Annotated in this window: 28 protein-coding genes; 19 read left to right on the top strand and 9 right to left on the bottom strand. The window is 53.5% G+C overall.

Annotated elements, in window-relative coordinates; genetic code table 11:
- Window positions 1-71 precede the first annotated feature (71 nt).
- Window positions 72-1,457 (top strand): DNA polymerase IV, encoded by a 1,386-nt coding sequence (locus tag N7326_RS02010; RefSeq protein ID WP_263088064.1) that lies wholly within the window; start codon window positions 72-74, stop codon window positions 1,455-1,457.
- On the opposite strand, the gene N7326_RS02005 is transcribed toward N7326_RS02010, so the two are convergent.
- A complete protein-coding gene (locus N7326_RS02005) occupies window positions 1,454-2,395 on the bottom strand; it encodes an asparaginase (RefSeq protein ID WP_411512285.1) in 942 nt (313 codons plus the stop codon). The two genes, N7326_RS02010 and N7326_RS02005, sit on opposite strands and share 4 nt — an antisense overlap.
- Window positions 2,396-2,503: 108 nt before the next feature.
- Between N7326_RS02005 and N7326_RS02000 the strand changes: the two genes are divergently transcribed.
- Window positions 2,504-3,106, top strand: coding sequence for a hypothetical protein (locus N7326_RS02000; RefSeq protein ID WP_263088062.1), 603 nt, complete (start codon window positions 2,504-2,506; stop codon window positions 3,104-3,106).
- A 42-nt stretch (window positions 3,107-3,148) separates the two neighbouring features.
- Window positions 3,149-3,847 (top strand): peptidylprolyl isomerase, encoded by a 699-nt coding sequence (locus N7326_RS01995; protein ID WP_263088061.1) that lies wholly within the window; start codon window positions 3,149-3,151, stop codon window positions 3,845-3,847.
- 580 nt (window positions 3,848-4,427) lie between these two features.
- Here N7326_RS01995 and N7326_RS01990 read toward each other — a convergent pair.
- Window positions 4,428-5,357, bottom strand: a complete 930-nt coding sequence (locus N7326_RS01990) for a hypothetical protein (RefSeq protein ID WP_263088060.1) — start codon at window positions 5,355-5,357, stop codon at window positions 4,428-4,430.
- A gap of 102 nt (window positions 5,358-5,459) precedes the next feature.
- On the opposite strand from N7326_RS01990, the gene lspA reads away from it, so the two are divergent.
- Genes lspA through N7326_RS01975 form a run of 3 tightly spaced genes read left to right on the top strand, consistent with a single transcriptional unit; the run spans window position 5,460 to window position 7,374 of the window.
- Window positions 5,460-5,912 carry a signal peptidase II gene (gene lspA / locus N7326_RS01985; protein ID WP_259076152.1) on the top strand — a complete coding sequence of 151 codons (453 nt, stop codon included), beginning with the start codon at window positions 5,460-5,462 and terminating at the stop codon, window positions 5,910-5,912.
- Window positions 5,913-5,953: 41 nt separating this feature from the next.
- Complete coding sequence (locus N7326_RS01980; protein WP_259077082.1) at window positions 5,954-6,841, top strand: RluA family pseudouridine synthase; 888 nt, start codon at window positions 5,954-5,956, stop codon at window positions 6,839-6,841.
- Window positions 6,842-6,846: 5 nt separating this feature from the next.
- Window positions 6,847-7,374 (top strand): hypothetical protein, encoded by a 528-nt coding sequence (locus N7326_RS01975; RefSeq protein WP_259076154.1) that lies wholly within the window; start codon window positions 6,847-6,849, stop codon window positions 7,372-7,374.
- Here the strand turns inward: N7326_RS01975 and rarD are convergent.
- A complete protein-coding gene (rarD, locus tag N7326_RS01970) occupies window positions 7,349-8,248 on the bottom strand; it encodes an EamA family transporter RarD (protein ID WP_259076156.1) in 900 nt (299 codons plus the stop codon). The genes N7326_RS01975 and rarD overlap by 26 nt on opposite strands.
- A 98-nt stretch (window positions 8,249-8,346) precedes the next feature.
- Here rarD and dnaE point away from each other — a divergent pair, with 98 nt between their 5' ends.
- The gene (dnaE, locus tag N7326_RS01965) at window positions 8,347-11,910 is read left to right on the top strand and encodes a DNA polymerase III subunit alpha (protein ID WP_259157636.1); all 3,564 of its coding nucleotides are present in this window, start codon (window positions 8,347-8,349) and stop codon (window positions 11,908-11,910) included.
- 37 nt (window positions 11,911-11,947) lie between these two features.
- On the opposite strand, the gene N7326_RS01960 is transcribed toward dnaE, so the two are convergent.
- Window positions 11,948-12,271: a hypothetical protein gene (locus N7326_RS01960; RefSeq protein ID WP_259157637.1), complete on the bottom strand. Its 324-nt coding sequence runs from the start codon at window positions 12,269-12,271 to the stop codon at window positions 11,948-11,950.
- A gap of 29 nt (window positions 12,272-12,300) precedes the next feature.
- The gene (locus N7326_RS01955; protein ID WP_259076163.1) at window positions 12,301-12,711 is read right to left on the bottom strand and encodes a hypothetical protein; all 411 of its coding nucleotides are present in this window, start codon (window positions 12,709-12,711) and stop codon (window positions 12,301-12,303) included.
- A gap of 207 nt (window positions 12,712-12,918) precedes the next feature.
- On the opposite strand from N7326_RS01955, the gene ilvA reads away from it, so the two are divergent.
- From ilvA to N7326_RS01935, 4 genes are read left to right on the top strand one after another with little or no spacing between them, the layout of a single operon-like run.
- Window positions 12,919-14,217, top strand: coding sequence for a threonine ammonia-lyase IlvA (ilvA, locus tag N7326_RS01950; RefSeq protein ID WP_259076166.1), 1,299 nt, complete (start codon window positions 12,919-12,921; stop codon window positions 14,215-14,217).
- A gap of 3 nt (window positions 14,218-14,220) precedes the next feature.
- Window positions 14,221-14,865: a YigZ family protein gene (locus N7326_RS01945; RefSeq protein ID WP_259076169.1), complete on the top strand. Its 645-nt coding sequence runs from the start codon at window positions 14,221-14,223 to the stop codon at window positions 14,863-14,865.
- Window positions 14,862-15,086, top strand: coding sequence for a hypothetical protein (locus N7326_RS01940; protein ID WP_259076171.1), 225 nt, complete (start codon window positions 14,862-14,864; stop codon window positions 15,084-15,086). The genes N7326_RS01945 and N7326_RS01940 overlap by 4 nt, the downstream gene beginning before the upstream one ends.
- Window positions 15,080-15,454, top strand: coding sequence for an RNA-binding S4 domain-containing protein (locus N7326_RS01935; protein WP_263088059.1), 375 nt, complete (start codon window positions 15,080-15,082; stop codon window positions 15,452-15,454). The genes N7326_RS01940 and N7326_RS01935 overlap by 7 nt, the downstream gene beginning before the upstream one ends.
- Here the strand turns inward: N7326_RS01935 and N7326_RS01930 are convergent.
- The 4 genes from N7326_RS01930 to N7326_RS01915 form a co-directional block, all read right to left on the bottom strand.
- On the bottom strand, window positions 15,451-16,440 hold the full coding sequence (locus N7326_RS01930; protein WP_259157640.1) for a GTP pyrophosphokinase: 990 nt from the start codon (window positions 16,438-16,440) through the stop codon (window positions 15,451-15,453). The two genes, N7326_RS01935 and N7326_RS01930, sit on opposite strands and share 4 nt — an antisense overlap.
- A gap of 698 nt (window positions 16,441-17,138) precedes the next feature.
- Window positions 17,139-18,398, bottom strand: a complete 1,260-nt coding sequence (locus N7326_RS01925; RefSeq protein ID WP_263088058.1) for an exonuclease domain-containing protein — start codon at window positions 18,396-18,398, stop codon at window positions 17,139-17,141.
- A gap of 70 nt (window positions 18,399-18,468) precedes the next feature.
- A complete protein-coding gene (gene glgX, locus N7326_RS01920) occupies window positions 18,469-20,712 on the bottom strand; it encodes a glycogen debranching protein GlgX (RefSeq protein ID WP_259076185.1) in 2,244 nt (747 codons plus the stop codon).
- A gap of 11 nt (window positions 20,713-20,723) precedes the next feature.
- Complete coding sequence (locus N7326_RS01915) at window positions 20,724-21,239, bottom strand: TetR family transcriptional regulator (protein WP_259076197.1); 516 nt, start codon at window positions 21,237-21,239, stop codon at window positions 20,724-20,726.
- 184 nt (window positions 21,240-21,423) lie between these two features.
- Here N7326_RS01915 and N7326_RS01910 point away from each other — a divergent pair, with 184 nt between their 5' ends.
- The 8 genes from N7326_RS01910 (at window position 21,424) to N7326_RS01875 (ending at window position 26,563) form a co-directional block, all read left to right on the top strand.
- Window positions 21,424-22,080 carry a nuclear transport factor 2 family protein gene (locus N7326_RS01910; protein WP_259076200.1) on the top strand — a complete coding sequence of 219 codons (657 nt, stop codon included), beginning with the start codon at window positions 21,424-21,426 and terminating at the stop codon, window positions 22,078-22,080.
- Window positions 22,081-22,147: 67 nt separating this feature from the next.
- Window positions 22,148-22,714, top strand: coding sequence for a hypothetical protein (locus tag N7326_RS01905; protein ID WP_259076203.1), 567 nt, complete (start codon window positions 22,148-22,150; stop codon window positions 22,712-22,714).
- 65 nt (window positions 22,715-22,779) lie between these two features.
- Complete coding sequence (locus N7326_RS01900; RefSeq protein ID WP_259076206.1) at window positions 22,780-23,265, top strand: hypothetical protein; 486 nt, start codon at window positions 22,780-22,782, stop codon at window positions 23,263-23,265.
- 86 nt (window positions 23,266-23,351) lie between these two features.
- Window positions 23,352-24,548 (top strand): MFS transporter, encoded by a 1,197-nt coding sequence (locus N7326_RS01895; protein WP_259289265.1) that lies wholly within the window; start codon window positions 23,352-23,354, stop codon window positions 24,546-24,548.
- Window positions 24,542-24,739 (top strand): hypothetical protein, encoded by a 198-nt coding sequence (locus N7326_RS01890; protein WP_259076209.1) that lies wholly within the window; start codon window positions 24,542-24,544, stop codon window positions 24,737-24,739. The genes N7326_RS01895 and N7326_RS01890 overlap by 7 nt, the downstream gene beginning before the upstream one ends.
- A 27-nt stretch (window positions 24,740-24,766) precedes the next feature.
- Window positions 24,767-25,327: a hypothetical protein gene (locus N7326_RS01885; protein ID WP_259076211.1), complete on the top strand. Its 561-nt coding sequence runs from the start codon at window positions 24,767-24,769 to the stop codon at window positions 25,325-25,327.
- A complete protein-coding gene (locus N7326_RS01880) occupies window positions 25,324-26,103 on the top strand; it encodes an inositol monophosphatase family protein (RefSeq protein WP_259076213.1) in 780 nt (259 codons plus the stop codon). Before N7326_RS01885 ends, N7326_RS01880 begins: the two co-directional genes overlap by 4 nt.
- Before the next feature lies 1 nt (window position 26,104).
- Window positions 26,105-26,563, top strand: coding sequence for a Trp biosynthesis-associated membrane protein (locus tag N7326_RS01875; RefSeq protein ID WP_259076215.1), 459 nt, complete (start codon window positions 26,105-26,107; stop codon window positions 26,561-26,563).
- Window positions 26,564-26,612 lie beyond the last annotated feature (49 nt).

Genomic DNA, 26,612 nt, shown 5'->3' with positions numbered 1-26,612 from the left:
CAAATAATAGCCATATTTTCCCTCAAATTTCCGCATTTGCACCTGATAGTGCTTTTAGTACACTTGTTCGCATGGATAAGAGGTGGGTACTGCACATTGATATGGATGCCTTCTTCGCCTCAGTGGAACAGCTCACCAAACCGACCCTCAAGGGACGCCCCGTCCTTGTGGGCGGCACCTCCGGGCGCGGAGTAGTAGCGGGCGCTAGCTATGAAGCGCGTGCCTTTGGTGCCCATTCAGCCATGCCCATGCATCAAGCAAAAAATCTCGTGGGATATAGTGCCGTAGTTATCTCACCCCGGAAAAACGTCTACTCACTAGTATCTCAGCGGGTCTTCCGTATTGTGAAAAATAAAGCGGGTCTCATCGAACAGCTCTCTATCGACGAGGCATTCCTAGAGCCGGAGAACCTACGTGGTCAAGAGGCTGAAGAGGTGACAGCGTGGGCTGAAAACTTGCGACAAGCAATCCGCGAAGAAACAGGACTCACGTGCTCTATTGGGTGCGGAAGCGGAAAACAGGCTGCAAAAATCGGGTCTGGTTTGGCGAAACCGGATGGGGTAGCTGTTATTAATCACGAAGATGAGCGCGAAATTCTCGGTGCTCTGCCAGTAGGAAAACTATGGGGAGTCGGACCAGTGGCTTCCCGCCGATTGAAAGATCTAGGGGTTCATACGATTGCCGATTTTGCCGCGCTTGAAGAAAAAGAAGTGGAAATTGCCCTCGGTCGAGCCACAGGGCTAGCTTTGTGGGAGATTGCCCGGGGAAACGACAACCGTCCCGTAGCCCCCCGCGCAATTGCAAAATCTGTGGGCGCCGAATTTACCTACTCAGAAGATTTGATCGCAAAAGACGATGTGGACCAGGCTTTGCAGCGCGCTTTTCGCAGCGCTCACCAACGTTTGCTCAAAGATGGACGAGGAGCGCGCACTGTCAGTGTCAAACTTAAAATGGCCGATCACCACAACGAAACACGCTCCCACTCTTTCCTCTACGCCACCGACGACCAGCAATTATTAGAAAAGACAGCGGAATTGCTCCTCCGCTATCCGCAGGAAGTAGGACCTATTCGCCTCGTCGGCGTATCCTTTTCCAACCTCGAAATGCCGAGCCAGGAGATGCTATTCCCTGAATTGCTGCCCAGTAAACCAGTAGCGTCGGCAGAGTCTGACTACGAGGTCGGAGTCCGTAGCTCGACCCCAGAAATCAGCACCGAGGTTGATATTAGTTCCCACGATAATGGCGGATGGCGCCCCACCCAAGATATCTCCCATCCTGACTATGGTCATGGGTGGATCCAAGGATGTGGACACGGAGTGCTGACCGTCCGTTTTGAAACCCGCGCGACAGGCCCGGGATTTATTAAGACATTCTCAACCGATGATCCCCTCCTAGAGCCGGCTGATCCTATAGCGAGCCTGGCGTGGCCAGACAACCTAGCTGAGGAAGATTTCTAAAAGAGAGTTTCCGGCACACGGCCTGAGGCGATGGCAATCGCGAGGAGCACGCGAGCCTGGGCGCTGCGAAAATAGCGCGAGCCTACGACACCATGGGCCTTGAGAGTACTACCACCGCCCGCCCCGCCGTACAATGCCTTCACTTCGCCTCTGGGCACACGCGTGCTTATCACAACGGGAATATTTTTCTCACGGGCGTCGATCAACGCCGCCGCCATCTCAGCACCAACATTTCCGGCCCCCATCGCCTCGACAACGAGACCGTTCGCTCCAGCTGCTAGAGCAGCATCGACAAGAGTGCGCGGAGCCCCAGGATAAGCATAAATAATGTCAACCCGAATATCTTCAAGTGGAACCACCGGCACCGGCTCTGCCCGCTCGGGTTCCTCGGGTGCATTCGTGGCAAAACCGAGGAAGTCTCTGGTATGCCATTTCATCATTCCGCGTGCGGCTAGGACTGCGCGACCGAAGGTGACCAGTACTCCTATATTACGAGCGCTTGAATCTAAAGCGACTATTACAGCATCAGCAAGATTATCGTAGCCGTCATAGTGCTCCGAATCGAACGGTTCCTGGGAGCCAGTAACAACAATCGGGCGAGCGTCGGTGTGGAAGGTATCGAGGGCGATCGCTGTCTCTTCCATCGAATCGGTTCCGTGCGTGACTATGACACCCGTTACCGTGGGATCGCGCAGGGCTTCGTGGCAGGCAGTAACGATGGTGTCGATGGTGGCAAAGGTCATGGCGGACGAGTCAATGACGCCAATAGACCTGACCTCAAACGTGCACTGATCATGAAAACGCTGGCGAATCGGGGCGATGAGTTTTTCGCCAGTAATTTCTGGATGGCGAGCGCCGCCGGCATGTGCCACGGAAGCGATGGTTCCGCCGGTGGTCACGACAACAATCTTGGGCAAGGTAGGAGAGCTCATAGATATAGGGTGCCACAGTGGCTGGTGGTGCGAGAATTTTTCGCCCTGAGGATATTCCTGCGATAGTCTAGAGGGATTAGATCCGATCGTGAACCGATAAAGGAGATTTCTTTGATGACCTCGTCGAAAATCGCGGCCCTAGCGCTTGCTGCCACCACCGCATTCAGTTTGAGCGCCTGCTCGACCGATACCGATGCAACCACCGATACAGTGGCCCCTACAGAGACCACGATGAGTCCCACGGAGGCTATGGCCCCCAGTTTGCCTACTGCCGAGGAACTCAATGCACTCTTGGCTCTCGCAGCCGACCCCAACGTGCCAGTGGAAGAGAAGACCAAAACGGTCCAAGGTGGCGAAACTGTACCAGAGCTCTTCCAGGTCATGACCGATTCTAAGTTGGAATCAGGTGCAGAGTTCCAGGTGGTTCAGCCCATTCTTCCCGGTTATACCCCTGACTCAGTACTGGCAACGGTCAATTTCATGCTGCCGGATCGGGAACCTCAACCAGCGGAGAATGTAGAATTCATCTACGAAGATGGGCACTGGAAGCTATCCCAATCCTGGGCCTGTACCCTAATTACCAATACGGTTACTCCCGAACAGGTCCCACCGCTATGTAATGAGACCTTAGGTAATGAGCCTGCTGCTCCTGAGAACCCTGAGGTGCCAGCGTCCCCAGAAGATGCTGAGATGCCACCAGCCCCACCAGCAGCGTAGAAAATATTAACCAGAAAGATACAGGACGGCGACGAAGAATTGATGAAGAGCTTAGTCAAGATAGCCCTGATCACCTTAAGTAGTGGTGCTCTTATCGCAGGGTGCAGTACTGATAACTCATCGACGGCACCAAATGGCGAAGCAGCGCAAGACGCGACAGCGGTTTTCGCCGCTGAGTGTGGTGTCACGGCAGAGGGATTCGGTGATATCTCCGAAAAACTCCCGGAAGACAAACTATCTGACCCGGTCTCCTTAGTCTTTGAAACTAACCGCGGCGATATCCCCTTAACCCTTGACCCGCACAAAGCTCCCTGTACCTCGGCGATTATCGCTCACCTGGCGAAGTCCGGCTTCTACACCAATACGGTGTGCCATCGTCTGACTACTGACGGGATCTATGTGCTCCAGTGCGGCGACCCAGAGGGAACCGGACGAGGTGGCCCCGGCTTCCGCTTTGCCGATGAATATCCGGTTGGAGAATCTGCGCAAGGACTCTATATGGCCGGCACTGTAGCCATGGCTAATGCGGGCCCTGATACCAACGGATCTCAGTTCTTCATCAACTACAAAGACTCCCCATTGCCCCCTAACTACACACTCTTTGGAACCGTGGAACCTGAAGGGATGGACGTTCTTAGGGATATCGCTGCTCATGGAGTCAAAGATGGCGCAGTCGATGGCCCACCCGCACAGAGTGTGGAGATCGAAAAAGTTAGCATATCAGCGCCGAAAAAGAAATAACCTAGCAAAGTCACACCCCTTGGGATTCCCAAGGGGTGTTGTGTATGTGGTATCTCGTGCACGACGAGAAGATGCGCTTAGGCTATAGAGAGCGTTTCAGCAACTCACCACATAAAACCAGCTATACACCAGCGCTGATGGCGCGATCACCACCTATGCCTTACTGCTTTCCGTGCGAGCACGCACTCCAGCGGCCGCCCGGTGCCTCGAGTCCGGCACCCCGCGAAGCAGGGAATGCGGGGACCGCTTGATCCCCTCACCACAGCAGTGGGGGTATCTTATGCTCGATGAGATAGCGCGCTCACGGCGTCCACACCGCCTAGAGTCGTCGATAAGTGCATCATCAATCTGCCTGTGCGCATCGCGTACCTACGCTACACTCCAGAGCTGAAGGTTGCTTTCACTGGCATCTCTGCGAGCAAGCTGCACAATCTTCCCCCTATGATCTTGGCTCAAAGACTCTAATTGCTCAGTGCGACAGGACCTGTACACTTTTTCGTTCCTATAAATCTATTGACCTCATGACGCCTGTGTGGCCGTGGGCAGGGAGGTGGTGGCACCTAGTATCTCCACTACCTTTTTACTGCGGTGGAACGAACTCCACAACGGTGCTGTTATCTTGTACCACCCGCACCTCATTACCCGCGGCTGCATATATAACTCGCGCGATAACTTTTAAACTACCGGAAACAGGCAGCGGGTGGGAGGTATCAATGACTAACTCGCCTTCGCTTACACTCTCGGCGCTGATAACCTCTAGTTTTTCCCCTTGAGCCTCGATGGCTCCCTGCGAGGGACGTTGCTGAACACTCACTCCTAGTCGCACCACAGATCCAGATCGCTCGAGAAGCTCGAAGGTCATATCCTGTAAGTAGCTGGCGGAAGCACTAGTGATCCGTGATTCAACTGTCCATCTAGCGCCGACCCCAACGGGCTCTTGGGGGAAAACTACCGGTAGCCCCACCAGGGTCAGCAAACTGTCTTCTGTCTGGGCTCGGGCAGCATCTGTGGCCTGAGTGGGAGCAGCAAAATTAACGGAAGAGATCCTCCCGGAATCGTCAGCGAACCATCCAAAACCGAAGCCGCGGGCAGTATCGAGATCGGTATCGGAATTGGCGCTGCGGACCTTGAGAAAAACGCTTCGAGTGGACTCTTCGGATTGCTGAGCAGGGACGCTCTCCGCAGTGACCTTAAGCGTGGTCACCGCAGGTGACGCCGCGTCTAAGGAAGGCTGGGGGCTGAGCGTATCGCCGGTCGATATCTGCTGACTCAGCGAGGACCCGACCTTCACGGTCGCTGCTTGAGTGGGGGTGTTGTGATCCTGAAAGATCAGGGGGTTGCGGGGGCTTTCCCCTTTCTCAATAAGTCGAACTCGTGGGGGCTGTAGCGCTAGACCTACAGCCTGGTCAACCGGTACTTGATCGCGCTCACCGGTGACACTACATCCTGCAATACCTGTCAATATGATGGCTACCGAAAGACTGACAAGGGTACGAGAGAGAGAAAACATGTACGTAGCCTACCTGTTGGTAGCGGGGGCAAGGTAGCGAAAAGAGGGTCCTTTTGCAAAGATAAGAGGGTGCAGAGATCGAAAAGCTTATATTTAACTGGCATGATCTGGGGGATCATCGTGATCTTGGCTCTCCTAGACCAAGGCATCAAAGAGTGGATCCTCGCCAATATCGCCCGCGGTGACAGATGGCCGATCGTGGGGGAGTGGCTGAGCATTCGTCTCGCCTTCAATTCTGGTGCCGCCTTCTCCCTGGGCTCGAGTACGACGTGGCTATTTACGCTCATTAAAACGGTCGTGCTCATTGGCATTCTAGTTTTTTCGTTCCGTGTTAATACGGTGTGGGTCGGTATCGTCCTTGGTCTTGTCGGCGGTGGCACCCTGGGAAACCTTATTGACCGTTTGATACGACCTCCAGGATTCTTTTTTGGGCATGTTGTTGACTATATTTCGGTCTCACGGTTCGCGGTTTTCAACTTTGCCGACGCCTGCCTCACCATAGGAATCGCGATCTATGTGGTACGTTCGCTCCTCGCGGAGAGGAGTGCCCAGTGAGAGAACACCGCACCTTCTCAATCCCCGAAGGTTTAGATGGAATGCGTGTCGACGCTGCCATGTCCAAATTGCTTGGGATTTCACGCACCGTTGCCGCTGAGCTCGCCACTAATGGCGATATATCAGTCGATGGGAAAATCCTGGGAAAGGCAGATAAGATCACCCCAGGTGGCCTTCTCGAAGTGCTTCTTCCTGCGCCACAGGAGCCGCTAGAACCCAAAGCTGAACCTGTTGAGGGCCTCGACATCCTCTATGCTGACGAGGATGTGATAGCGGTAGATAAACCGGTAGGAGTAGCTGCCCACCCCACGGTGGGCTGGGAAGGTCCCACTGTTGTTGGGGGTTTAGCCGCTGCGGGTTTTCGAATATCTACCTCCGGCCCCCCAGAACGCAACGGAATCGTGCAACGTCTAGACGTTGGCACCTCAGGTGTCATGGTAGTGGCGGCGAGCGAGCGCGGTTATGCGATACTCAAGCGCGCCTTTAAGGAGCGGACCGTCAAGAAGACCTATCATGCGCTCGTGCAAGGTCATATGGATCCCTTCCAGGGGACAATTGAGGCCCCCATTGGCCGCCACCCAAGTTCGGGATGGAAGTTCGCGGTGACCACTGACGGTAAATATGCGGTTACCCACTATGAAACCCTAGAAGCTTTCGTGGAGGCTTCGCTTTTAGAAGTACACCTTGAAACTGGGCGGACGCACCAAATTCGCGTGCACACAGCTGCACTGCATCACCCGTGTTGCGGTGATCCGATGTACGGCTCCGATCCGGTTATGGCACAGCGCTTAGGCCTAGAGCGGCAATGGCTGCACGCGGTTAGACTCGGTTTCGAGCACCCCGCCTCGGGTAAATGGATGGAGATCTGCTCACCATATCCACCGGACCTCCGTCATGCGCTCGACGTAGTGCGCGCTGGCAATTCTTAGTAGCCATGGCGGCTGATACTATCCGCGTCGGCCTAGCTGTTGTATCGCTTGCCGTGATGGGCTTGGGTTATAGCTTCTTTGTTGCTGATACTGCCAAGGAACCACCCGTGATCTTTAACGGCGATGTACTAGGGCCAGAACGTGGGGAGACGCGCGCGGATTATCAGCAGCGATCACGTATGAGTAGGCGAGAGCATCATGCCCCCGCTTTTGCCTATATTAGTTTTGTGCGTCCCATCCCCGCCGACCTGGCCGGCGAGATCGTCTTAGCGGTCGAAAGAGTCAATGCGGTGGGGGTAGGCGAAGCTGCGGTCATTGGTATACCCGAAACTATTACTCAACCTCGGGGTGACCATCTAGAGGAACAAATTCGGCTGAAAGGCCTCGATCCCAATGCTGTGACGGGGCTTGTTGTCCACGCCTCACCGACAACTCTTGATCAGGTGGCACAAGCCTCAGAGGTACTCGCTATCGAGGTTCTCCCCTCCGATGCTCGCTGGGGACTGTTTAGCGTTCGACCCGTCTCCTATTAGTCCTATGTGACCGATGGGATCTATGGGATCTGGTGGCGCGAATGAGGGTATCGCTCATATAGATGGCAACAGCGATCCAGATGAGGATAAAACCCATCCACTTCCATGAATCGACGCTCTCGTTGACAACAAAAACTGCCCATAGTAGCTGCATAGTCGGGGTCATATACTGCAACATCCCCACCGTTGACAGTGGTATCATCCGCGCGCCCTTTCCAAAGAGGAGAAGAGGAACAGCAGTAATCACGCCTGTAGCGATCAGAAGGGCACTGTGATGAGGTCCCACGGAGGCGAAACTACCCTGACCGGAGTATTCGAGGTAACCTATCGCCGCTAGAGCGCAAGGAGTGAGCACCAAAGTTTCAGCCGTCAAGGTGAGCGAAGCTGGAAGATTGATTTTTTTCTTAATCAGACCATAGGTACCAAAACTAAATGCCAGACTTAAAGCAATAATTGGGGGCTCACCTGCGAGCACTGTCAGAAATACTACTGCGAGAACCGCAATGCCGATGCTTATAGTCTCGAGAAAACGCAAGCGCTCCTTAAGAAAGATAATTCCGAAAAGAACGTTGACAAGAGGGTTAATAAAATACCCGAGTGCGGCATCGGCCACATGCCCCGAATTAACAGCAATCACATAAATAAGCCAATTCAATGCAATAGCGATACTGGCAAACGACAACCACCCCCACGTTGTGCGGTCGATCTCGCGCAGTCTGCGTGCTGTGCCCGTAAGAGAAATGATGACCAGCATGATAACGGCGGTCCACACAATACGGTGGGCTATAATCTCATAAGGGGAAGCCGCAGCAAGCAGCGGAAAATAAGCAGGGAATAGACCCCACAGAAGATAAGCCGAAACGACATACAGCATAAGCGCTCATCATAGTGCCAGAAGCCTAAAAACCTCGAAAATCTCCCAGCCCACCAGACAGATGCACGGGTGAAGTAAACACACTAGACTCAACACCTATGGCAAAAAAATCTTCCTTCGTACACCTGCATAACCACACGGAATATTCCATGCTCGATGGGATGGCTAAGGTGAATATGCTGGCCGAGGAAGTCTCCCGCCAAGAGATGCCAGCAGTGGGAATTACCGATCACGGCAATATGTTTGGCGCGGACGCCTTTTACCGAGCAATGACCGGCGCCGGCATCAAGCCAATTATCGGCATCGAAGCATATCTAGCCCCCGGTTCTCGTTTCGATCTCAAGCGCCAGCGGTGGGGTGATGAAAGCCAAAAATCCGACGATGTCTCCGCGTCGGGAGCGTATCTACACCAAACAATGGTGGCAGAAACAGCTGAGGGGCTTAAAAACCTCTTTTATCTCTCGTCGATGGCCTCGTATGAAGGTCAACTGGGCAAGTGGCCACGTATGGATGCCGAACTCATTGCTGAGCACGCAACCGGCATTATTGCCACAACTGGGTGTCCCTCCGGCGACGTTCAAACGCGCCTGAGGCTCGGCCAATTTGATAAAGCCTTAGAAGCTGCCGCGATGTGGCAGGACATCTACGGACGAGACAATTATTTTCTCGAGCTCATGGACCACGGCCTCAATATTGAGAACAGAGTTCGCGGCGAATTGCTAGAGATCGGGAAGAAACTCAACCTTCCACCTCTAGTGACCAATGACTGCCATTATGTCTTGGAGTCTCAAGCTCATGCCCACGAAGTCATGCTGTGCGTGCAAACGGGTAAAACAATGCACGACCAAGATCGCTTCAAATTCGACGGCAGCGGCTACTATGTCAAATCTGCCGCACAAATGCGTGAATTATGGGATCATTTGGTTCCGGATGCGTGCGATAACACCCTCTGGATCGCCGAGCGTGTTCAAGACTATGGTCGCCTGTGGGAGCCACATCCCCATGACCGCATGCCCATTGCGGATGTACCGGAAGGACATACTCCGACCTCGTGGCTTCAGCACCAGGTCGCAGAAGGCCTCAAAGAGAGGTTCCCTGGCCAGGAGGTGCCCCAAGAATATCTCGACCGCGCACGATACGAAATCGAAGTAATCGATTTGAAGGGCTACCCCTCGTACTTTTTAATTGTCGCGGAGCTCATCAAATACGCACGTTCGGTGGGTATTCGTGTGGGACCAGGCCGAGGTTCGGCCGCAGGTGCACTCGTAGCCTACGCGCTCACTATCACCAATATCGACCCAATTGAGCATGGATTGCTCTTCGAGCGCTTCCTCAACCCGGAACGCCCCTCGGCCCCCGATATAGATATCGATTTCGATGATCGCCGCCGAGCGGAGATGATCCGCTACGCGGCCGAGCGCTGGGGTGAGGACAAGATCGCCCAAGTGATTACATTCGGCACCGTGAAAACGAAACAAGCGCTGAAAGACGCCGCTCGAACCTTGCACGGCCAGCCAGGATACCAAATTGCCGATCGCATCGCTAAAACCCTCCCGCCTGCGGTAATGGCCAAAGATATCCCGCTATCTGGCATTATGGACCCAGAGCACCCCCGCTACCAAGAAGCCGGTGAGGTTCGCAAACTCATCGAAGCCGACGCAGAAATAAAAAAGATCTACGATACTGCCCGAGGCCTTGAAGGAGTGGTACGGCAGGCGGGTGTTCACGCTTGTGCCGTGATTATGGCCTCAGTTCCACTGCTTGACTGTATTCCCATGTGGAAACGCCCAAATGACGGTGCACTGATCACAGGCTGGCCCTATCCAGCATGTGAAGCCATAGGCTTGTTGAAAATGGACTTCCTAGGGCTCCGCAACTTAACGGTTATCGGCGATGCTATCGAGAATATTAAGATCAATCGCGATACCACCGTGGATCTCGAGAGCCTCGACACCCATGATCCTGAAGTCTATAAATTGCTGAGCCGAGGAGATACCTTGGGTGTCTTCCAGCTCGACTCTGCTGGCATGCAAGAGTTGCTCAAGCGCATGCAGCCAACTGGCTTTAACGATATCGTGGCATCCTTGGCGCTCTACCGCCCAGGGCCTATGGCAGTGGGCGCGCACCATGAATACGCCGACCGGAAAAACGGACGGAAGCCCAAAGAACCCATCCACCCTGAGTTGGCGGATGTCCTTGAAGATATTCTCGCCGAAACTCATGGGCTGATTGTTTACCAAGAGCAAATCATGGCGATCTCTCGCAAGCTGGCCAACTACACCGCGGGTGAAGCAGATGGCTTCCGTAAAGCCATGGGTAAAAAGAAAAAAGAAGTCCTTGAAGCGGAATACGAGAAATTTTCCACTGGCTGCTTCAGCAATGGGTTTTCCAAGGAAGCGGTCGACGCATTGTGGAATGTGATTTTGCCCTTCGCCGGCTACGCTTTCAATAAGTCCCACGCCGCAGGCTATGGACTGGTCTCCTATTGGACCGCCTACCTGAAGGCTAATTTTACAGCTGAGTATATGGCGGCACTGTTAACATCGGTGGCGGACAAAAAAGATAAAATGGCGATCTATCTAGCGGATTGTCGTCACCTCGGGATTTCTGTGCTGTCCCCAGACGTGAATGAATCGCGATTCAACTTCCTCCCTGTGGGTTCCGATATCCGCTTCGGACTCGGAGCGGTGCGAAATGTCGGCGAGGACGTGGTGAATTCGATTGTCAAAGCGCGCGAAGACAAGGGCAGTTATAGAAACTTTTCTGACTATCTCGATAAAATTGACCTCACCGCCTGTAATAAGCGCGTCACGGAATCGCTGATCAAAGCGGGTGCCTTTGATTCTCTCGGGCATCCGCGCCGGGGACTTTCACTTATCTCCGATGAGGCCGTTGATGCCGCCACCGGGCCGAAGAGGGCCATGGATAAGGGGCAATTTGATCTTTTCGCAGGTCTCGGCGCCGATTCGGACTCGAGTCCGGCGGAGATTTTCACTATCGACGTCCCTGATCAGGAGTGGGATAAGAAGCACCAATTGGCTCTCGAACGCGAGATGCTCGGCCTGTATGTATCTGCGCATCCTCTCGATGGCTACGAAGATGCCCTTGCCGCTCAAACCAAGACTCCGCTGTCGATCATCGCTTCACAGGACGTCAGTCATGGCCAAGAGGTCGAGATTGGTGGCATCATCTCAGCCGTTGATCGGAGAGTATCGAAAAAAGATGGTACACCGTGGGCCATTGTGACCGTGGAGGACCATGCTGGTGTGCAAGTTGAGGTCCTGGTTTTCTCGAAGACTTATGCCATTGTGGGTCCACATATCGTTGAAGACAATATTGTTCTCATCAAAGCCCATATCAGTATCCGGGAGGATCGGGTTGGAGTTTTCTGCGATGATCTGAAAATACCCGAATTGGGTATAGGAAATGGAACCGGGTTACCAGTTCGTTTGAACCTGCGCACCGATCAATGCACGATGGAGAATCTTGGCAAGCTCAAATCTGTCTTGCTGGCTAATAGCGGGGAATCGGATGTGTATCTCAACCTTGTCGACGGAGATGAATCGCACACAATGATCTTAGGTGAAAGCCTTCGAGTCGAACGGTCAGCTAGCCTTATGGGTGACCTTAAAGCGACCTTGGGCCCTGGGATTCTGGCTTAAAGAATAAAGGCGCTGCTTGGATATGCAGCGCCTTTATTCAGCCGACAAGCACGGTAGATAATTGCTGGGTTCGAGCGATGAAATCATCGATTTGCATACGAAGGCCCACAAGGAAATTATGTGGCCCCTCTGCAATGATGCGGTAGATCAGAGCTGCACCGCCCACTAAGGCCGCCGCAATCATAGTGAGATCGATAGGGGTACTGCCGGTTAAAGAGGAACCAGGTTTGAGCGCCTGCTCATAGAGTGACCCCTCTTGCTGTTCGACGTCGGTGGTCATGAGTTCCGCTGACTGCTGTTTCTGGTTAGTGGGCGCCTCTGCGGCCACTGCGTGCCCGGTTATAAGCGGAAGGGTGAGCATAACCGCTGCTACACTGTGGGTCACCCGCATTAAACGCGCACCCCAGCCTGCTTAAGAGCGTTGTTGAGCATCCCCTGTAGTTCAGGGAAAGCCCGGAATACCGAAGCCCCGAAAACGGCAATAGATGCTATAAGACCGAATACTGCACTAATAATGGGAAGGTGCTTTTCCTCGAGGTCGCCCATCCGGACAAGGGCTCCATTCTCGTTGAACTCGAAGAAATCATCCTCGGAAGAAGCTACGCCATCCGCACCCTTGTCACTGCCATAGTGGTCGGGTTTTTTCTCCTCAGTTGTGGGGGCTGCAGTTGTCCCGGTGGTGCCGGTGGTCTCAGTGGTCTCAGTGGTTTGGGAACTTTCGGTGGCTCCAGCGGGCACGGCGATCAGAGCCGCGACAGTACCTAGGCTGACCACCAGGGTGCTAATAGAACGAGGGCGCATCGTTTGCTCCTTTATAAATGTAGTGAGTCTTGTAGTGAGCGTGATTCCTTGCGATAATAACGCATTGAAGCAGTGTGATCACCAATAGCAAAGACGTTAGCAGGTTTGACCGCACGGTGCGCGATACCAGATGCACACTAGCTGGTGAGAGCCCGCAGCCGAGGTGATTTTTTTCGCTCGAAACCTAAAGCGCTAAGCTAGGTATTCATGAGTACCCCAGCAGATCATTCGCCAGCACAAACTCCGGTTAATATCCACGCAGCGGATATTCAAATTGCGCAGGCTCGAATTTCTGCAACAATCGGCACCACACCTTTACAATTCTGCCCCAGGCTCTCACAATTAACGGGCGCCGAGATCTACCTGAAGCGCGAAGATCTTCAAGATGTTCGTTCCTATAAGATTCGCGGGGCTGTTAACGCTATTTCACAGCTCAGTGATGAGCAGAAAAAGGCTGGAATTGTGGCAGCATCGGCTGGCAATCATGCCCAAGGCGTTGCTTTCGCGTGTCGGACTAAGGGAATCAACGGTCGTATTTTTGTACCCTCAGCTACCCCCAAACAGAAGCGGGATCGCATCATGGTGCACGGTGGCGAGAATATTACCTTGGAGGTCACTGGGGCAAATTTCGATGAGGCAAGTGCTGCAGCTCATCATTATGCCCTGGAGACAGGAGCGACGATCATCGAGCCCTTTGATGCCGCAAATACAGTGATCGGCCAAGGCACGGTGGCGGCAGAAATTCTCTCTCAGTTATCGGCCTTGGGTAAAACCCTTGACACAATTGTGGTCCCCGTGGGCGGGGGCGGATTGATCTCGGGAATCTTAAGTTATTTGGCTGATCTGTCGCCTCGTACCGCAGTGGTGGGGGTCGAACCCAAGGGAGCTCCATCTTTGGAGGCGGCCTTAAAAGCCAACGGCCCTGTGACGCTTCCAGCTGTCGATCCCTTCGTTGACGGAGCAGCTGTGAAGCGTATAGGGGATATTAACTACCAAGTAATTGAACAGAATCTCGGTCGGCTGCACCCGTTGACGGTCAGTGAGGGTGTGGTGTGTACCGAGATGATCGAGCTGTACCAGAACGAAGGAATTATAGCTGAGCCCGCGGGAGCTCTTTCCGTGGCGGCGCTGCGAGATCTGAAATTTGGTGCTGGTGATATCGTCGTGTGCGTGATTTCAGGCGGCAATAACGACGTCCTTCGTTATTCCGAGATCGTCGAGAGATCACTCGTGCAACGCGGACTTAAGCACTATTTCTTAGTCAGTTTCCCCCAGGAGCCCGGACAGCTGCGAAGCTTTCTTAACGACATCCTAGGGCCCGATGACGATATCACTCTATTCGAGTATCTCAAGCGCAATAACCGCGAAACTGGCACTGCATTGGTAGGTCTACAACTAGGGTCTGCTAGCGATATCGACGGGCTCAAAGCGCGGATGGATGCATCCCGAATTACCTGCCGACACCTTGAGCCTGGAACGCCAGAATACGAATTTGTGGTGAGTTAACCGTTGGCAAGAGCATATCGGCGCCCGAGAGCCCATCGAGAATTCTTTAACGAATTTGAGATCAAGCGCAGTAAATTTCTCACCTTCATCGCTCGGGTTGAAGATGAAGAGCAGGCACGCGCGTTTATTGCAGAGATTCGATCCCGTTACCCAGATGCTCGCCATCACTGCAGCGCCTACCTCTACCACGTCGACGGGTCGAACCCAATCGAGCGATCCTCAGATGATGGTGAGCCCTCTGGCACCGCTGGTACCCCGATGCTGGATGTGCTTCGAGGTTCCGGACTCCTAGATATCGCAGCGGTGACCGTACGATATTTTGGTGGCATCAAGTTGGGCGCTGGTGGTCTAGTACATGCCTATTCCGATTCTGTTATGCGCTGCCTTGATCAAGTCGAAAGTGTCAGTCGCGCACGTCAAGATCTTTTTCAAGCCGACTTCAACTACAGTGATGCAGGCAAGATAGAAGCCGAATTACGTGGACGCGGATTTCATGTGACTGAGGTGGAGTACAAGCATCGCGCACATTTTACAATCGCGGTAGACCCGGGTGGAAAAGCGGAGTTAGAAAGCTTTCTAGCGGCACTGACTGCAGGTGGGGCGCGGCTTACTGATGCCGGAAGTACGTGGGTAGAATCAAACCTATGACTCTTCAATCACCACATAGCACCGAACAAAGAAAAATAGCCGTGCGCAGTCACGCCCGCGCCGCCGTCGCTTGGGGCGGTGCTGGGTTGGCCGCTGCCGTGGGAGGGCTTTTAGTTTCGCAGATCGGCATCAGCATCATCGCCGCAGCCGTTAGCTTAGCTGGAGTGGGTGTGAACTACGGGCGAATTCGTGCGATTATCAACTACCGTGATCAATGGTGACCGATAACAGTCCCGTTCGAGTCGACTCCTGGGTATGGGCGGTACGGTTACTTAAGACACGCTCGAAAGCAGCTGATGCCTGCAAGGCAGGCCATATCAAGGTGAATGCGAAAGCAGTGAAGCCTTCGCACCTTGTCGTCCCTGGAGATCGGGTTAGTGTTTGGGCAGATCATCATTTCACCGATGTTGAAGTGACCAAAACCGTGAAAAAACGTGTGGGCGCCAGCATAGCTCGAACGTGCTATATCGATCATTCGCCGCAGCCTCCGCCAAGAGATTTAGGCATCCCACGACGAGATCGTGGTGCGGGCCGCCCGACGAAGAAGGAACGTCGACAGCTCGATCGTTTAATCGGGCGCGACCGTTAAAAGACGTGGGAAACTAACGGGAGACTCCGCTCGAGGCGATGAACGCGCTGTTTAGGGTGCTTTCCACTTGATCCAGTGAGGCGGATATGCTCGCGACCGTATTGTGCAAGGAGAAGATCGTCGATTACTCGCACGTGTCCAGGGCGGAATTTATAATTCATGGCTTCACGGATACGGGTGATATTCCGAGGGCTCAATAATGCTTCCAGTTGGCCAGCAGTACGAATTTCGTGAGCGTGGAGAAGCTCCTCAAGCCACTGGTAGCTGGAGATAGACGACTGAGGGATCTGGTTGCCGTTGATCATGGTGATAATCCCCGGCAAGGTTTCGGCAGTAAATTCCACCCCAGGATCGGCCGCGGAACTTTCGCGAGGTTCCTCGATAGCGGCAATCTGATCAAATTGTTGATCGGCTAGTTCGATCAAGCCTGCAGCAAGGGTAAAAGCCCGATCAACTTGAGGAGACAATTTACGCGATCGACGCTTGTATCGGATATCGTGCTCGAATTCGGCCCAGGCATGCTGCAGAACGGTACGAATCTGCACCTCAAATTCTTGGCCCATATAGTTAGACAACTCGCTGGTTCTACTATCAACTTCCACGATGAGATGGTGAGAACCGTAGCCAAAGGTTCCTGAAATGCGAGCCTGCTCCGCCTTATCCACACTTCGGCGCACCGTGAATTCATCGCTTAAAGCCTCAATGATCTGTGGAATCTCAGTCGAGTGGTAGGTGGTAATACGTACTCCGATGAGATCGTGGATATCACGAATCGGGTTGGGGTAAACAGGGGAGCCATCGGCGTGCTTCTTTTTGATCTTAGCGCGCAAGGAGCGCCACGATTTTATGCGTACGCTGACCCGATCGTAGGCTAAGCCAGCATCTGCTAGCACTCTCTCGATAGCATCACGGAACTCAGGTACAGCATCAGGGTGAGTTTTGATGAAGTCCTGGTGGAAATTATGAAGATCCGAGAGCGAATTCACAATTACCTATCATAGCGAGCGCCGTGCGGGAGCTACGAATTGATCGTGCATTATGGGTCGAGAACGCAGTATACGAGAATTCCATCGGTATAATTTTTTTAACCACCATTCCTTGGGGCTATGAGAAGGCGAGACGCTGTGGTTCTCTCACTTTTACTCGTTGGGGTTGAGCAAGAGGAGCGCCTTGACTGGGTGAAAATCTAGGCAATAGTGAGATGATGCCTTCATTGAGCCACCGGCGTGTACATTAGCTGAGGACCTGCAGGGGGAGCAGGAAAACCACTACTAAGTATGGGGTATAGAGTCAGAGAGGTTTAGAATCGTTTGGTTTATTGATGGGGTAGCAGTTTAGGGATATCTAGCTTTCCCCGTCGCATCCAAGGAGCGGATGAAACGAGCTTTGTATACAACCTTCATCGCTGGGGTTTAGCGCGATTTGTGCGTTGGTTCTGACGCATACTCGTCGATGATCTCATGGATATGTCAATTTAATATGTGGAGCACACCGGGCACCGAGACAGGTTTTATTATTGCTTCGTCATAAGGGGCGGTATGGATATTTTAAGCTCTCCTTCATATTTCAACGGTGCGGCGAGGACGAGCGAGCCGAAGTAGGATGAGATCGCCCTGGATATAGAGCTGCTGACGTGTTAAGGGAGGCTATACTTCCTACCGCATGAGTCGCAATACCTTCTGGTTTAGAAAGGAGGATTGAGATTGGCGTCTAGGCCAAGAACGTCAAAAAGTTCTTGAGCTGTCCAGAAAGCTATGGCCTGACCCTTGTCGTTCAGATCTTCTGCACGTTTTTGCTTGGTGGTAATGCAGTTCCACGGCCCGATCACTAATAGAGTGGTTTTCTTGGTCACATTCTTGGCCACCGTAGCACCTGCAGCTGCAATTTTTTGCCACAAGAGACCTTTATCGAAGGGATCGAAATCACCGGTGAGGGTCACTACGTGCCCATAAAGAGGATTGCGGGGATCAGCCTCGGTATTAGTATCCGGGACCTTCTCCGGTGTGGCAACCTTAGCCCACGGCTGCGATTTCCTAGGCGTGCTTTCCTTTGGCACCGGTGCACTGGCGAGAGAGGCGCGCAGCACTGGGTAAACCCTATTGCTGTTGAGCGAACCGCGTTCGAAACCAAATGTCATAAAAACCTCCTCAAGGCTCCCACTGGTCCGCTTCAGGCGGGTAAGAGCAGCGAAGATTTCTGCGCAAGCCTTGGCATCGCAGAGAGCATCATGGTGGTGTTCAAGATCAACGTTGAGATGATCTGCGACGACATTAAGTTTATGCGAAGCTATAGGCAGGTGACAGGACCGGGCCGCGGCGAGCGAGCACGCGAAATTCCACTGCGGGGGATCAACCTGTGCTGCGGCTGCGGCGCGGAAGAAGGCTGTCATATCAAATTGAGCATTATGCGCCACTACGTCGTCGTCAGCGACCCACGCAATCACCTCGGGAAGGATCTCTGCAAACGGTGGGGCGGTAGCAACGGTTTTCTCAGTAATGCCGTGGAATTCTTTATTGAATTCGTCGAAACCTGCGATTGCAGGCTGGCACAACCAGGACTTAGTTTCGACCACCAGGCCGTCTCGCACCCGGGCTAAACCAACCTGGCAGATCGACCCCCAGTCACTATTGGCTGTTTCCACATCGATGCCACAGAAATCCAGATTGGCTATAGCGGCCAGTTCTCCCTTCTTAGCAGCCTCTAGAGCTTGGAAGAATAACTCGATCTGATGGTCCGAATTTGGGGGAAAAGTGATCGTGTGCTCGGGGTCATCTCCAATCTGGACGACACCTCCCAGGATCGAGCTGGGGGTGCGGGTAACCCGCGCTGGTCCGAGCGGAAGGGTGAGGGGATGGGCATCAAGTGAGGCGGTCAGGAGAGTGGGGTGAATGGTGATCTCCTGCGCGGTAATGGTGACTTCGCCGCCATGGATGGAAATAGTCATAGAAAGCCTCGTGTCTTGATGAACCCAGCGGGCGGTGCGCTACTCCAGATAGGCACCGCCCCTTTTTGTATTAGCTATCGTATTCTTCTCGCTCAGCATACTCATCGCCAGGGACACTAGCATTGACCGGCGGATCTACCTGCCGGAAGATGAGAATGGAGCGACCCTGAACGGTCATTGAACCCCCGGATTCGATGACCTTACCCTCCAGTGGGTACCCCGTGGGTTCCGTAGTGTCTACGACGAGCTTCCACGAAGACCCGAAGTTCTCTGGTGGCAAGGTAAATTCGATGACGTCATGATAGGCATTGAAGATCATGAGGAAGGATTCATCGATAATCGGGTGCCCGCGACGATCGGGCTCAGCAATAGATGCTCCATTGAGATAGACCATTAAAGCTTTGCCAAAAGCGAATTCCCAATCCGATTGGGTCATGAGCTTGCCGGATGGAACCATCCACGCAATATCGCGATCGGGGGCGTCCTCACCTAGTGGTCCGCCCGCGAGGAAATTACGGCGTCTGAAAACCGGGTGGTTGGCGCGGATACGAATGAGTCGCTTGGTAAAACCTAGTAACTCGTGGTTATCGGCCACCTGGTCCCAGTCCATCCACGCGAGCTCGTTATCCTGGCAGTAGACGTTATTATTGCCAGACTGAGTGCGCGCAATTTCGTCACCGTGAGCCAGCATGGGGGTGCCTTGGCTGAGTAAGAGCGTGGTGAGGAAGTTGCGACGCTGCTGAGCACGCAGTTGATTAATATCGGGATCATCTGTGGGACCCTCGGCGCCACAGTTCCACGAGCGGTTGTGGGACTCGCCATCGCGGTTACCCTCACCATTATCCTCATTGTGCTTTTCGTTGTAGCTGACGAGGTCATTAAGGGTAAAGCCGTCGTGGGCAGTAACGAAGTTGATGGAGGCCGTAGGCCGACGCCCATTATGTGCATAGAGATCCGAGGAACCTGTGAGTCGGGATGCGAATTCGCCCAGCGTGGAGGGCTCGCCTCGCCAGAAGTCCCGAACGGTGTCGCGGTATTTCCCGTTCCACTCGGCCCAGATGGCAGGGAAGTTACCTACCTGATAACCACCCTCGCCCACATCCCACGGTTCAGCAATGAGCTTAACGCGTGAGACTACTGGATCCTGCTGTACGAGATCGAAGAAAGTAGCGAGCTTATCCACGTCATGCAGCTCGCGCGCCAGGGTGGAGGCGAGGTCGAAGCGGAAACCGTCCACGTGCATTTCGGTGACCCAGTAGCGCAGTGAGTCCATGATGAGCTGCAGTGGGTGAGGGTCGCGAACATTAAGGGAGTTTCCGGTTCCCGTATAGTCCATATAGTGGCGTTTGTCGCCATCTACCAGGCGGTAGTAAGCCTCATTATCTATACCTCGGAAGGCGATCGTTGGGCCGAGATGATTTCCTTCGGCTGTATGGTTATAGACAACATCGAGAATCACCTCGATACCAGCTTCGTGGAAGGCGCGAACCATGCCCTTAAACTCGGATACGGCATCGCCTGGGGTCTTAGCGGCTGCATAATCCAGGTGCGGAGCAAAGAAGCCGAAGGTGTTATAGCCCCAGTAGTTGCGCAGTCCCAGATCACGCAACCGGTCATCCTGTAAGAACTGGTGTACAGGGAGCAGTTCAATGGCAGTGATGCCAAGATCCTTGAGATATTCAATAATGGCTGGGTGTGCTAGGCCAGCATAGGTTCCGCGGAGTTCTTCGGGAACGTCAGGGTGGGTCATAGTCATTCCCTTGACATGGGCCTCGTAAATCACCGTGTCATGATAGGGAACCTGGGGCGCGCGGTCTGAGCCCCAGTCGAAGAAGGGATTGACGACGACAGAGAGCATGGTATGCCCGAGGGAATCCTCGGTGTTGCGTGCCTCTGGTTTATCCGGCTGAGTGATGTCGTAGCTGAAGAGGGAAGCATCACCGTCAAATTCGCCATCGAAGGCGCGAGCATAGGGGTCCACGAGCAGCTTCGACGGATCGCAGCGTTTGCCGTCGGCGGGGTTATAGGGGCCATGGACACGGAACCCGTAGCGTTGACCTGGAAGTACGTTGGGTAGATAGCAATGCCAGATATGGGCGTCTACCTCAGTAAGAGAAATGCGCTCCTCGTTATTATCAGCATCGATGAGGCACAGCTCAACTTTTTCAGCAACATGAGAAAAGATAGCAAAATTGGTGCCAGCACCGTCGTATTTGGAGCCGAGTGGGAAAGGATCACCCGGCCAGACCTTGCGGGTGGGTTGATCGTTAACGCTGGAGGGTGAGTGCTCCTCCGCAATCGGTTCTGTAGTCATAGCCCAGTATCTTAGCCCGAAAGAGCTTGAATTCCATTTAAGATGATATCAACGCCGGCTAAAAACTGGTCACGGGCATTGTCCGCATCAAATGAGGCCCCTAGGCGTTGGGCCTGGTTTTGCTCAAATACGCTGGCGCCCACGACATAGTGGACTAGGGTCGCGGCGGCGATCTGTGGTGTGTCAGCAGTGGTGGCCTTACTGAAAATACCTTCAACCTCAGCACGCAGATCATTGCTGATAAGCGCCGTACCAACAAGCTCAGCGCCGTCGGTGATTCCTAGCATCGTGGTACGCAAAAAGAGGGCTGCTTCGCGCAGATCGTGATGGTCTAAAGCTAGAAAATCTGTTAAAAGGGTTCGAGCGGTGGCGTCGATCAGAGCTTGTTTATTCTTGATATGCCAGTACAAGGCTCCAGGTGCAACAGCAAGGTGTGTGGCTACGCGTCGCATGGTCATATCCGCTAATCCATAGCTGCTGAGAATATCGATGCTGGCTTGAATGATCGCGCTCTTATTTAACTCCACGCCTAGTATCTTAATACCTCTGCCATAACGATGATGCGCGACCGACAAAGGCGTCGTGGGGAGCGAGGTTTGACAAAGGCTGGGAACTTTCTCATAAAACACTGGGAGGATCTTGATCTCAGTTGATGAGTGTTATAGTGGGTATTTAGACAAGAGATCAACCCTAATAAGGAGTTTTATTACCGTGAGTTTCGTTTATAAGAAGGCGGCAGTGGCCACCGTAGCAGCGAGTTCTCTGCTCTTAGTAGCATGTGGTTCTGACGAGGCGGAGTCTCCCACCACCTCGGTTGCAGTCTCGACCGTTACGAAGGCTCCGGTTACAACAACTGTTGAGAGCGCTGAACCAAGCGCTGCTCCTGAGGATGCTGAGAAGAAGCCAGAGCAGCCACCGCTTCCTCCCGCACCTCCAGCTCCTCCGGCTAATCCCCAAAACCCAGCGGTTCCGACAGAGGTTCCCTTCCCGGTAGCCGAGCATGCGCCTGTCTCTGATGGCGGCCCAGCGACCCCTGAACAGGCTGCTCAGATTGAGGGGCTGATCCGCGGTCTCCAGGATCAAAAGACTTTGCGTAGTTTTATGACCTACGTTCCTAATAATTCCTGCCAACATGTGCGTGACCGCATTTATGCTGAAGCTGGCAACCAATTTGACCTCGTACCTGATGTTCCGCTTAGCGAGGTTCCAGAATTTGCTAATGCCAACTCCCGTGTCGATGCCATTACGGACATCATGGTTAATGGCACCACAGCTTCTGCCAACGTAACCACGAGCTGGTCTGATGGAACATACACCGGTGTCCAGCGCTTTGTTAATGAGAATGGCCGCTGGGTTTTCTGCGACTAAAATATATGTCCAGCCCCCGTCGATTTTTGCGACGGGGGTATTTTTGGCTAGTGGGAGGCGAAGGGGATTGTCCCATCAAGACGCGGTGATTAACCACCACGGTGACGCGGCCGTAAAAGTTACGGTGGACTTGCATGACGGTGGAACATCTAAAGTGCACACCCATCTTAAGTTTTTCGATGAGCTATTACTCCTTTTCGCAGACAGCGCTCGAATCAGCCTTAAAGTGTTGGTGGAGCCCGATCCGCTGGGGGAGCCCCAAAACATCATCGAAGAGACTGGAGTAGCCCTGGGCCAAGCGATTCACACAGCAATCGGCCGTGCGGGCGATTTTCGGTCTTATGGGCATGCGGTCGTTGCCGCTTCCCGGGCGCTAGCGGAAGTAGCGATGGAATATCCTGCTGATCCAGTGAGCGTGGTCAGTGGGGAACCCGAACCGATGGTAACCGCTGTTGTTGATGACCATTATGCCACGATGATGAATGAATACTTCTTCGAAGCTTTTGCTGCGGGGGCACAGATGAATATGCACGTGATAGCCCGCTATGGGAGCAGTCCGCGAGAGATTACGCAGGCTGAATTTAAAGCGACAGGGGCAGCGCTGCAGTCGCTCCTGATGGAACTGTGTACCTAGGATTAATCGAACAAGTTTTCGAAAAACTGGGACGGGTGTCTACTTCCCTCACTACAGTGGGCGTTATGAAAAAAATTCCCGATCCCCGTCAGCACCGTCCGATTGTTATGCACCCCACGACACTCGATGAGTTATACAACGATATATCGTCTATTTGGAGCATGATCAAGCATCCGAGATCTCTGGCTCGGGCCACTGGGGCGTGGCGACCTCCCCGAAAAATCGTTGGCGACTACCCAGCAGCCCCCACAGCTATCGTTGCGGTGCGCCGTTACCGGATAGGCGCGAAAGCGAGAGAGGACATTCGGCTATATTCCCCTGGCGCTTCCCCCGCCTATCTCATTAGTCTGCGCTTGAGCTCCCCGGAATCTAAATTTCTTCCCCATAGAAGTGCAGAATGGTGGATTACCCATATAGTAGGTGCGCGCCATCTAGAGTGCGTTCACGAACTCAGTGCCGAATACGCACCAACCTATTGCTGGGTAGTCAATGCCCAGATGGAACCGATCGCATCACCCGCTGCGCTCTTTGCGGAATCTCAGGTGGCTTAGGCGGAGAGAAGGGGACTATCCTTGATGCGGATTGTCGATAGCTGTAAAGGAGTGACGAGAAAGTCCACGCTGGCTTTAGCAACCGCATGAGTGTTGATAGTAATAAGACTTCGCTTTGTTCCATCACCGGATTCGTCCCTATCTTGATAGCAGTGGCGGGAGCCTTCGGAAATCTTTCTCTCCTTCTGCCGCTGATACCTTTAGCCGTGATCCAATCGGGTGGCAGCTTGAGTCTTGCCGGTGCGACGACTGGAGTCTTTATGGCAGCCACTGTCGGGGCGCAAATACTGACTCCTGCAGCCCTAAGGAGATGGGGCTTTACTGCAGTCATCATCTTCTCTGCCCTCATGTTAGGGATCCCCTCCCTGGGCTATATATTTAGTGTTGAGACCACTTTTCTGCTTGTGATTTCTGCCGTGCGAGGAATCGGCTTTGGCGCTCTCACAGTCGCTCAAGCCGCGGTTTTAGCGGCCCTAGTCCCCGCGCGCTCCTTGGGAAAAGCGATGGGTCTCATGGGATTTTGGATCGGATTTGCCCAATTAATAATGCTGCCTGCGGGCGTCTACTTAGCCGATCTTTTGAGTTTCCGATGCGTATATATTCTCGCCGCCGCAGTGGCGCTTGCAGCTGCGGCGATGGGACTGCTTATTCCATCTGTGGCGGTGCCGCGCCCTCATCTTAAGGCCACTCGGAGCGATAATATTAGGCTGCTGCAGAAGGTATTCGAACCTGCCGTTGCCATGTCAGCGACTGCCATGGGGTTTGGTGCGCTCTCTGCGCTCCTTCCTGCGGCTATGGATAGGAGTGGGGCTTCGTTGACGCTGTCCACGTTTATGCTAGCTGGACTAGGCGGAGCTCAGATGTTGAGTCGTTATGGTGCTGGTCTTTATGCTGACAGTCGGGGTCGTGCTGGTTATTTGATCCTGCCAGCCTTGGGTCTTGCTGCCAGCGGCTTGGGGCTGGTAGCCGTGACCATATTAGGGCATTGGGATCCCATATTTTTCTTGGTTGCAGCCATTATTTTTGGGTGTGGCTATGGGGCTGTGCAGAACGAAAGCATGGTAAAAATGTTCCAGAGCACCCCTCCCTCGCGTCTGTCCACCGTATCCGCCTTGTGGAATATTAGTTTCGATGGCGGGACGGGTTTGGGTTCATTTATCCTGGGTTATACTGCAAGTATTTTCGCCTACCATGGTGCCTTTATTGCCGCAGTGATAATTATTCTAGGTGCTGGCGCAGTGAGCCTCTACCAAGTCCGACGGAAGAAGGTAAGAATTTGTTGATCACTACCCTCGCACAAGAATCAGAAACTAATTATGTCCTCATCTACGTCCTTATTATGGCGGGCGGTTTTATGCTCGGGGGAGCGTGGTCAGCTTATCGACAGGGCCTACGCATTGTGGCGGTTGCGCTGGCGATCCTGGCCCTTATGGCATTGGTGTCGGCCGGCCTATGGGCATACGGGCTTTTTTAAGCTAGCACTACGGCTACACTCAATGACATGACTTTCAGCCTGATTCAACGGTTTGATCTTCCGCCAGCAGACGTAGGCGCAGTGCTCAACCAGGAAGCTGTCGATAACGAGATTTATATCCCGCGAGGCACGGATATTCCAGAGGAGCTCGCAACCTACCAGCACCTAATTTCTCGGGTTTTTGCGGAATACCGTGGCACCTCGGATCAGATGGGCTATATACCAGTTATTGCAGTCAACAGTTTGAGGGAACTTCACCCTTATACCTCTCTGGATCGCATGGCAGCCGAGATCACCGTGCACATGCACGGTGGGGAATGGCGCACTGCCGCCGACGCAGATTTCTGGGAACTCCTCGAAGAGCTCGACGCTCGAGGATTGCAGTGGCTCATTATCATGAGCGAATCACAGGAATCGTTCATCGATCTCATGCGCGATAGCGCGGCTGTGACGAACGCTAAAACTATAGCAGGCAGCGTTGACTCGTCCGCGATGCTAAGCGAACTAATTCGATATGAGTCAGAAGGCATTGCTGGCGCGATTATCCCCAGCACTATGCGTGCACGCATGGGAAAAAATACTTTATGATCAACCTCGAAAGCCTTTACGACCGCGCCGAAGGCGTGGTGAAGAGCGTCGAGCCTCTATTTACTGCAGGCCTTGGAGCAGCGCCGGAAATTGAGAAGTCTCGTGGTGATTTTGCCACTGCCATAGACCTAAAATTGGAAAGAATTATCAGCGCCGAACTTTCCGCCGCTACCGGAATTCCCGTCAGCGGGGAAGAATTTGGGGGACAACACACCGAGGTTTTCTGGATCGTCGATCCAATCGATGGCACCGCAAATTACGCCGCCGGAAATCCCACCTGCGCAATCCTCATGAGCCTCGTGGCATATGGGCGACCCGTTATTGGTTTCAGTAGCATCCCTTTTATGTCACGTAGATACGGTGCCTACGAGGGTTCCCCGCTTTTTATTAATGGCCGAGCGCAACCCCCACTAGAACCCCGCCCCAAAGTGCGTAGCCATATTGGTATCTCGTCCCTTTCTCGAACGGATGATAGTTACGCACGAACAGTCAGAGATATGTGTGCCGACTTCGGGTACAGCTCTCGCCTGATTGGTTCGGTCGGAGTTGATCTCGCTTTTGGGGCTGCTGGTATTTTCGCGGCAGGAGTCAGTCTCAGTCCGCACCTATGGGATAACGCAGCTGGTGTCGTACTCGCCCAAGCATCTGGTGCCATAGTCAGTGACCTCGTAGGCAACCCATGGACTGCAGATTCACACGGTCTTATTATTGGAAGTCAACCCTGTCACGAGCATTTGTGTACAGCGTTCGCAGATCTTAACCAAAAGGAGCGATAGAGTGACATACTCCTATAAGCTCTTTGGTCTCCTTATCGTTATGGCGACGATACTGATCGGTCTAGGTTCTCGGGCAACCGGGGAACCAGCGGCACTCTTGGCTACCTTCGCAGCGGGGCTAAGTGCCTTAGCGGTGCCTTTCACTCCAGCTTTGGGGCGTCGACTAGCGGGGGTAGGCGCCATAATCGCAGGCGTACTCGCTCTCATCTCTAGCAACTACGAACCGTTAGTGATCATCGGGGGACTCACAGCGATCGGTGGCGGTATAGGTATCGGTCTGAGACCGGGTTTGGTGCAGCGAAGCAGCGTATATCAGCGCAAAAGTCAGATCCGTGATCATCTTGTCACCGATCTCGAAGACGATCCCGAGTCTAGTCGGTTGATCTGGGATGCCCTCGATGCAGGTATCGACCCGACCGATGGAGATCAACCGAAAGGTGGAAAGTTCGAGGCTTCTTAGAGGGGGTACCCGTTCTTTTTGTTTTACTCATCAGCCCCATTAGCCTTAG

It is taken from the genome of Corynebacterium sp. ES2794-CONJ1, from assembly GCF_025660615.1.
Classification (GTDB): domain Bacteria; phylum Actinomycetota; class Actinomycetes; order Mycobacteriales; family Mycobacteriaceae; genus Corynebacterium.
The sequence above is the reverse complement of the archived record's forward strand: the minus strand, read 5'-3'. Positions and strand labels throughout refer to the sequence as shown.

What these genes read in the sequence shown, in the direction of transcription:
- N7326_RS02010 (WP_263088064.1), top strand. Translation starts at nt 72, where the DNA reads ATGGATAAGAGGTGGGTACTGCACATTGATATGGATGCCTTCTTCGCC.
- N7326_RS02000 (WP_263088062.1), top strand. Translation starts at nt 2,504, where the DNA reads ATGACCTCGTCGAAAATCGCGGCCCTAGCGCTTGCTGCCACCACCGCA.
- N7326_RS01995 (WP_263088061.1), top strand. Translation starts at nt 3,149, where the DNA reads ATGAAGAGCTTAGTCAAGATAGCCCTGATCACCTTAAGTAGTGGTGCT.
- N7326_RS01990 (WP_263088060.1), bottom strand. Translation starts at nt 5,357, where the DNA reads ATGTTTTCTCTCTCTCGTACCCTTGTCAGTCTTTCGGTAGCCATCATA.
- lspA (WP_259076152.1), top strand. Translation starts at nt 5,460, where the DNA reads ATGATCTGGGGGATCATCGTGATCTTGGCTCTCCTAGACCAAGGCATC.
- N7326_RS01980 (WP_259077082.1), top strand. Translation starts at nt 5,954, where the DNA reads ATGCGTGTCGACGCTGCCATGTCCAAATTGCTTGGGATTTCACGCACC.
- N7326_RS01975 (WP_259076154.1), top strand. Translation starts at nt 6,847, where the DNA reads ATGGCGGCTGATACTATCCGCGTCGGCCTAGCTGTTGTATCGCTTGCC.
- rarD (WP_259076156.1), bottom strand. Translation starts at nt 8,248, where the DNA reads ATGCTGTATGTCGTTTCGGCTTATCTTCTGTGGGGTCTATTCCCTGCT.
- dnaE (WP_259157636.1), top strand. Translation starts at nt 8,347, where the DNA reads ATGGCAAAAAAATCTTCCTTCGTACACCTGCATAACCACACGGAATAT.
- N7326_RS01960 (WP_259157637.1), bottom strand. Translation starts at nt 12,271, where the DNA reads ATGCTCACCCTTCCGCTTATAACCGGGCACGCAGTGGCCGCAGAGGCG.
- N7326_RS01955 (WP_259076163.1), bottom strand. Translation starts at nt 12,711, where the DNA reads ATGCGCCCTCGTTCTATTAGCACCCTGGTGGTCAGCCTAGGTACTGTC.
- ilvA (WP_259076166.1), top strand. Translation starts at nt 12,919, where the DNA reads ATGAGTACCCCAGCAGATCATTCGCCAGCACAAACTCCGGTTAATATC.
- N7326_RS01940 (WP_259076171.1), top strand. Translation starts at nt 14,862, where the DNA reads ATGACTCTTCAATCACCACATAGCACCGAACAAAGAAAAATAGCCGTG.
- N7326_RS01935 (WP_263088059.1), top strand. Translation starts at nt 15,080, where the DNA reads ATGGTGACCGATAACAGTCCCGTTCGAGTCGACTCCTGGGTATGGGCG.
- N7326_RS01925 (WP_263088058.1), bottom strand. Translation starts at nt 18,398, where the DNA reads ATGACTATTTCCATCCATGGCGGCGAAGTCACCATTACCGCGCAGGAG.
- glgX (WP_259076185.1), bottom strand. Translation starts at nt 20,712, where the DNA reads ATGACTACAGAACCGATTGCGGAGGAGCACTCACCCTCCAGCGTTAAC.
- N7326_RS01900 (WP_259076206.1), top strand. Translation starts at nt 22,780, where the DNA reads ATGAAAAAAATTCCCGATCCCCGTCAGCACCGTCCGATTGTTATGCAC.
- N7326_RS01895 (WP_259289265.1), top strand. Translation starts at nt 23,352, where the DNA reads ATGAGTGTTGATAGTAATAAGACTTCGCTTTGTTCCATCACCGGATTC.
- N7326_RS01885 (WP_259076211.1), top strand. Translation starts at nt 24,767, where the DNA reads ATGACTTTCAGCCTGATTCAACGGTTTGATCTTCCGCCAGCAGACGTA.
- N7326_RS01880 (WP_259076213.1), top strand. Translation starts at nt 25,324, where the DNA reads ATGATCAACCTCGAAAGCCTTTACGACCGCGCCGAAGGCGTGGTGAAG.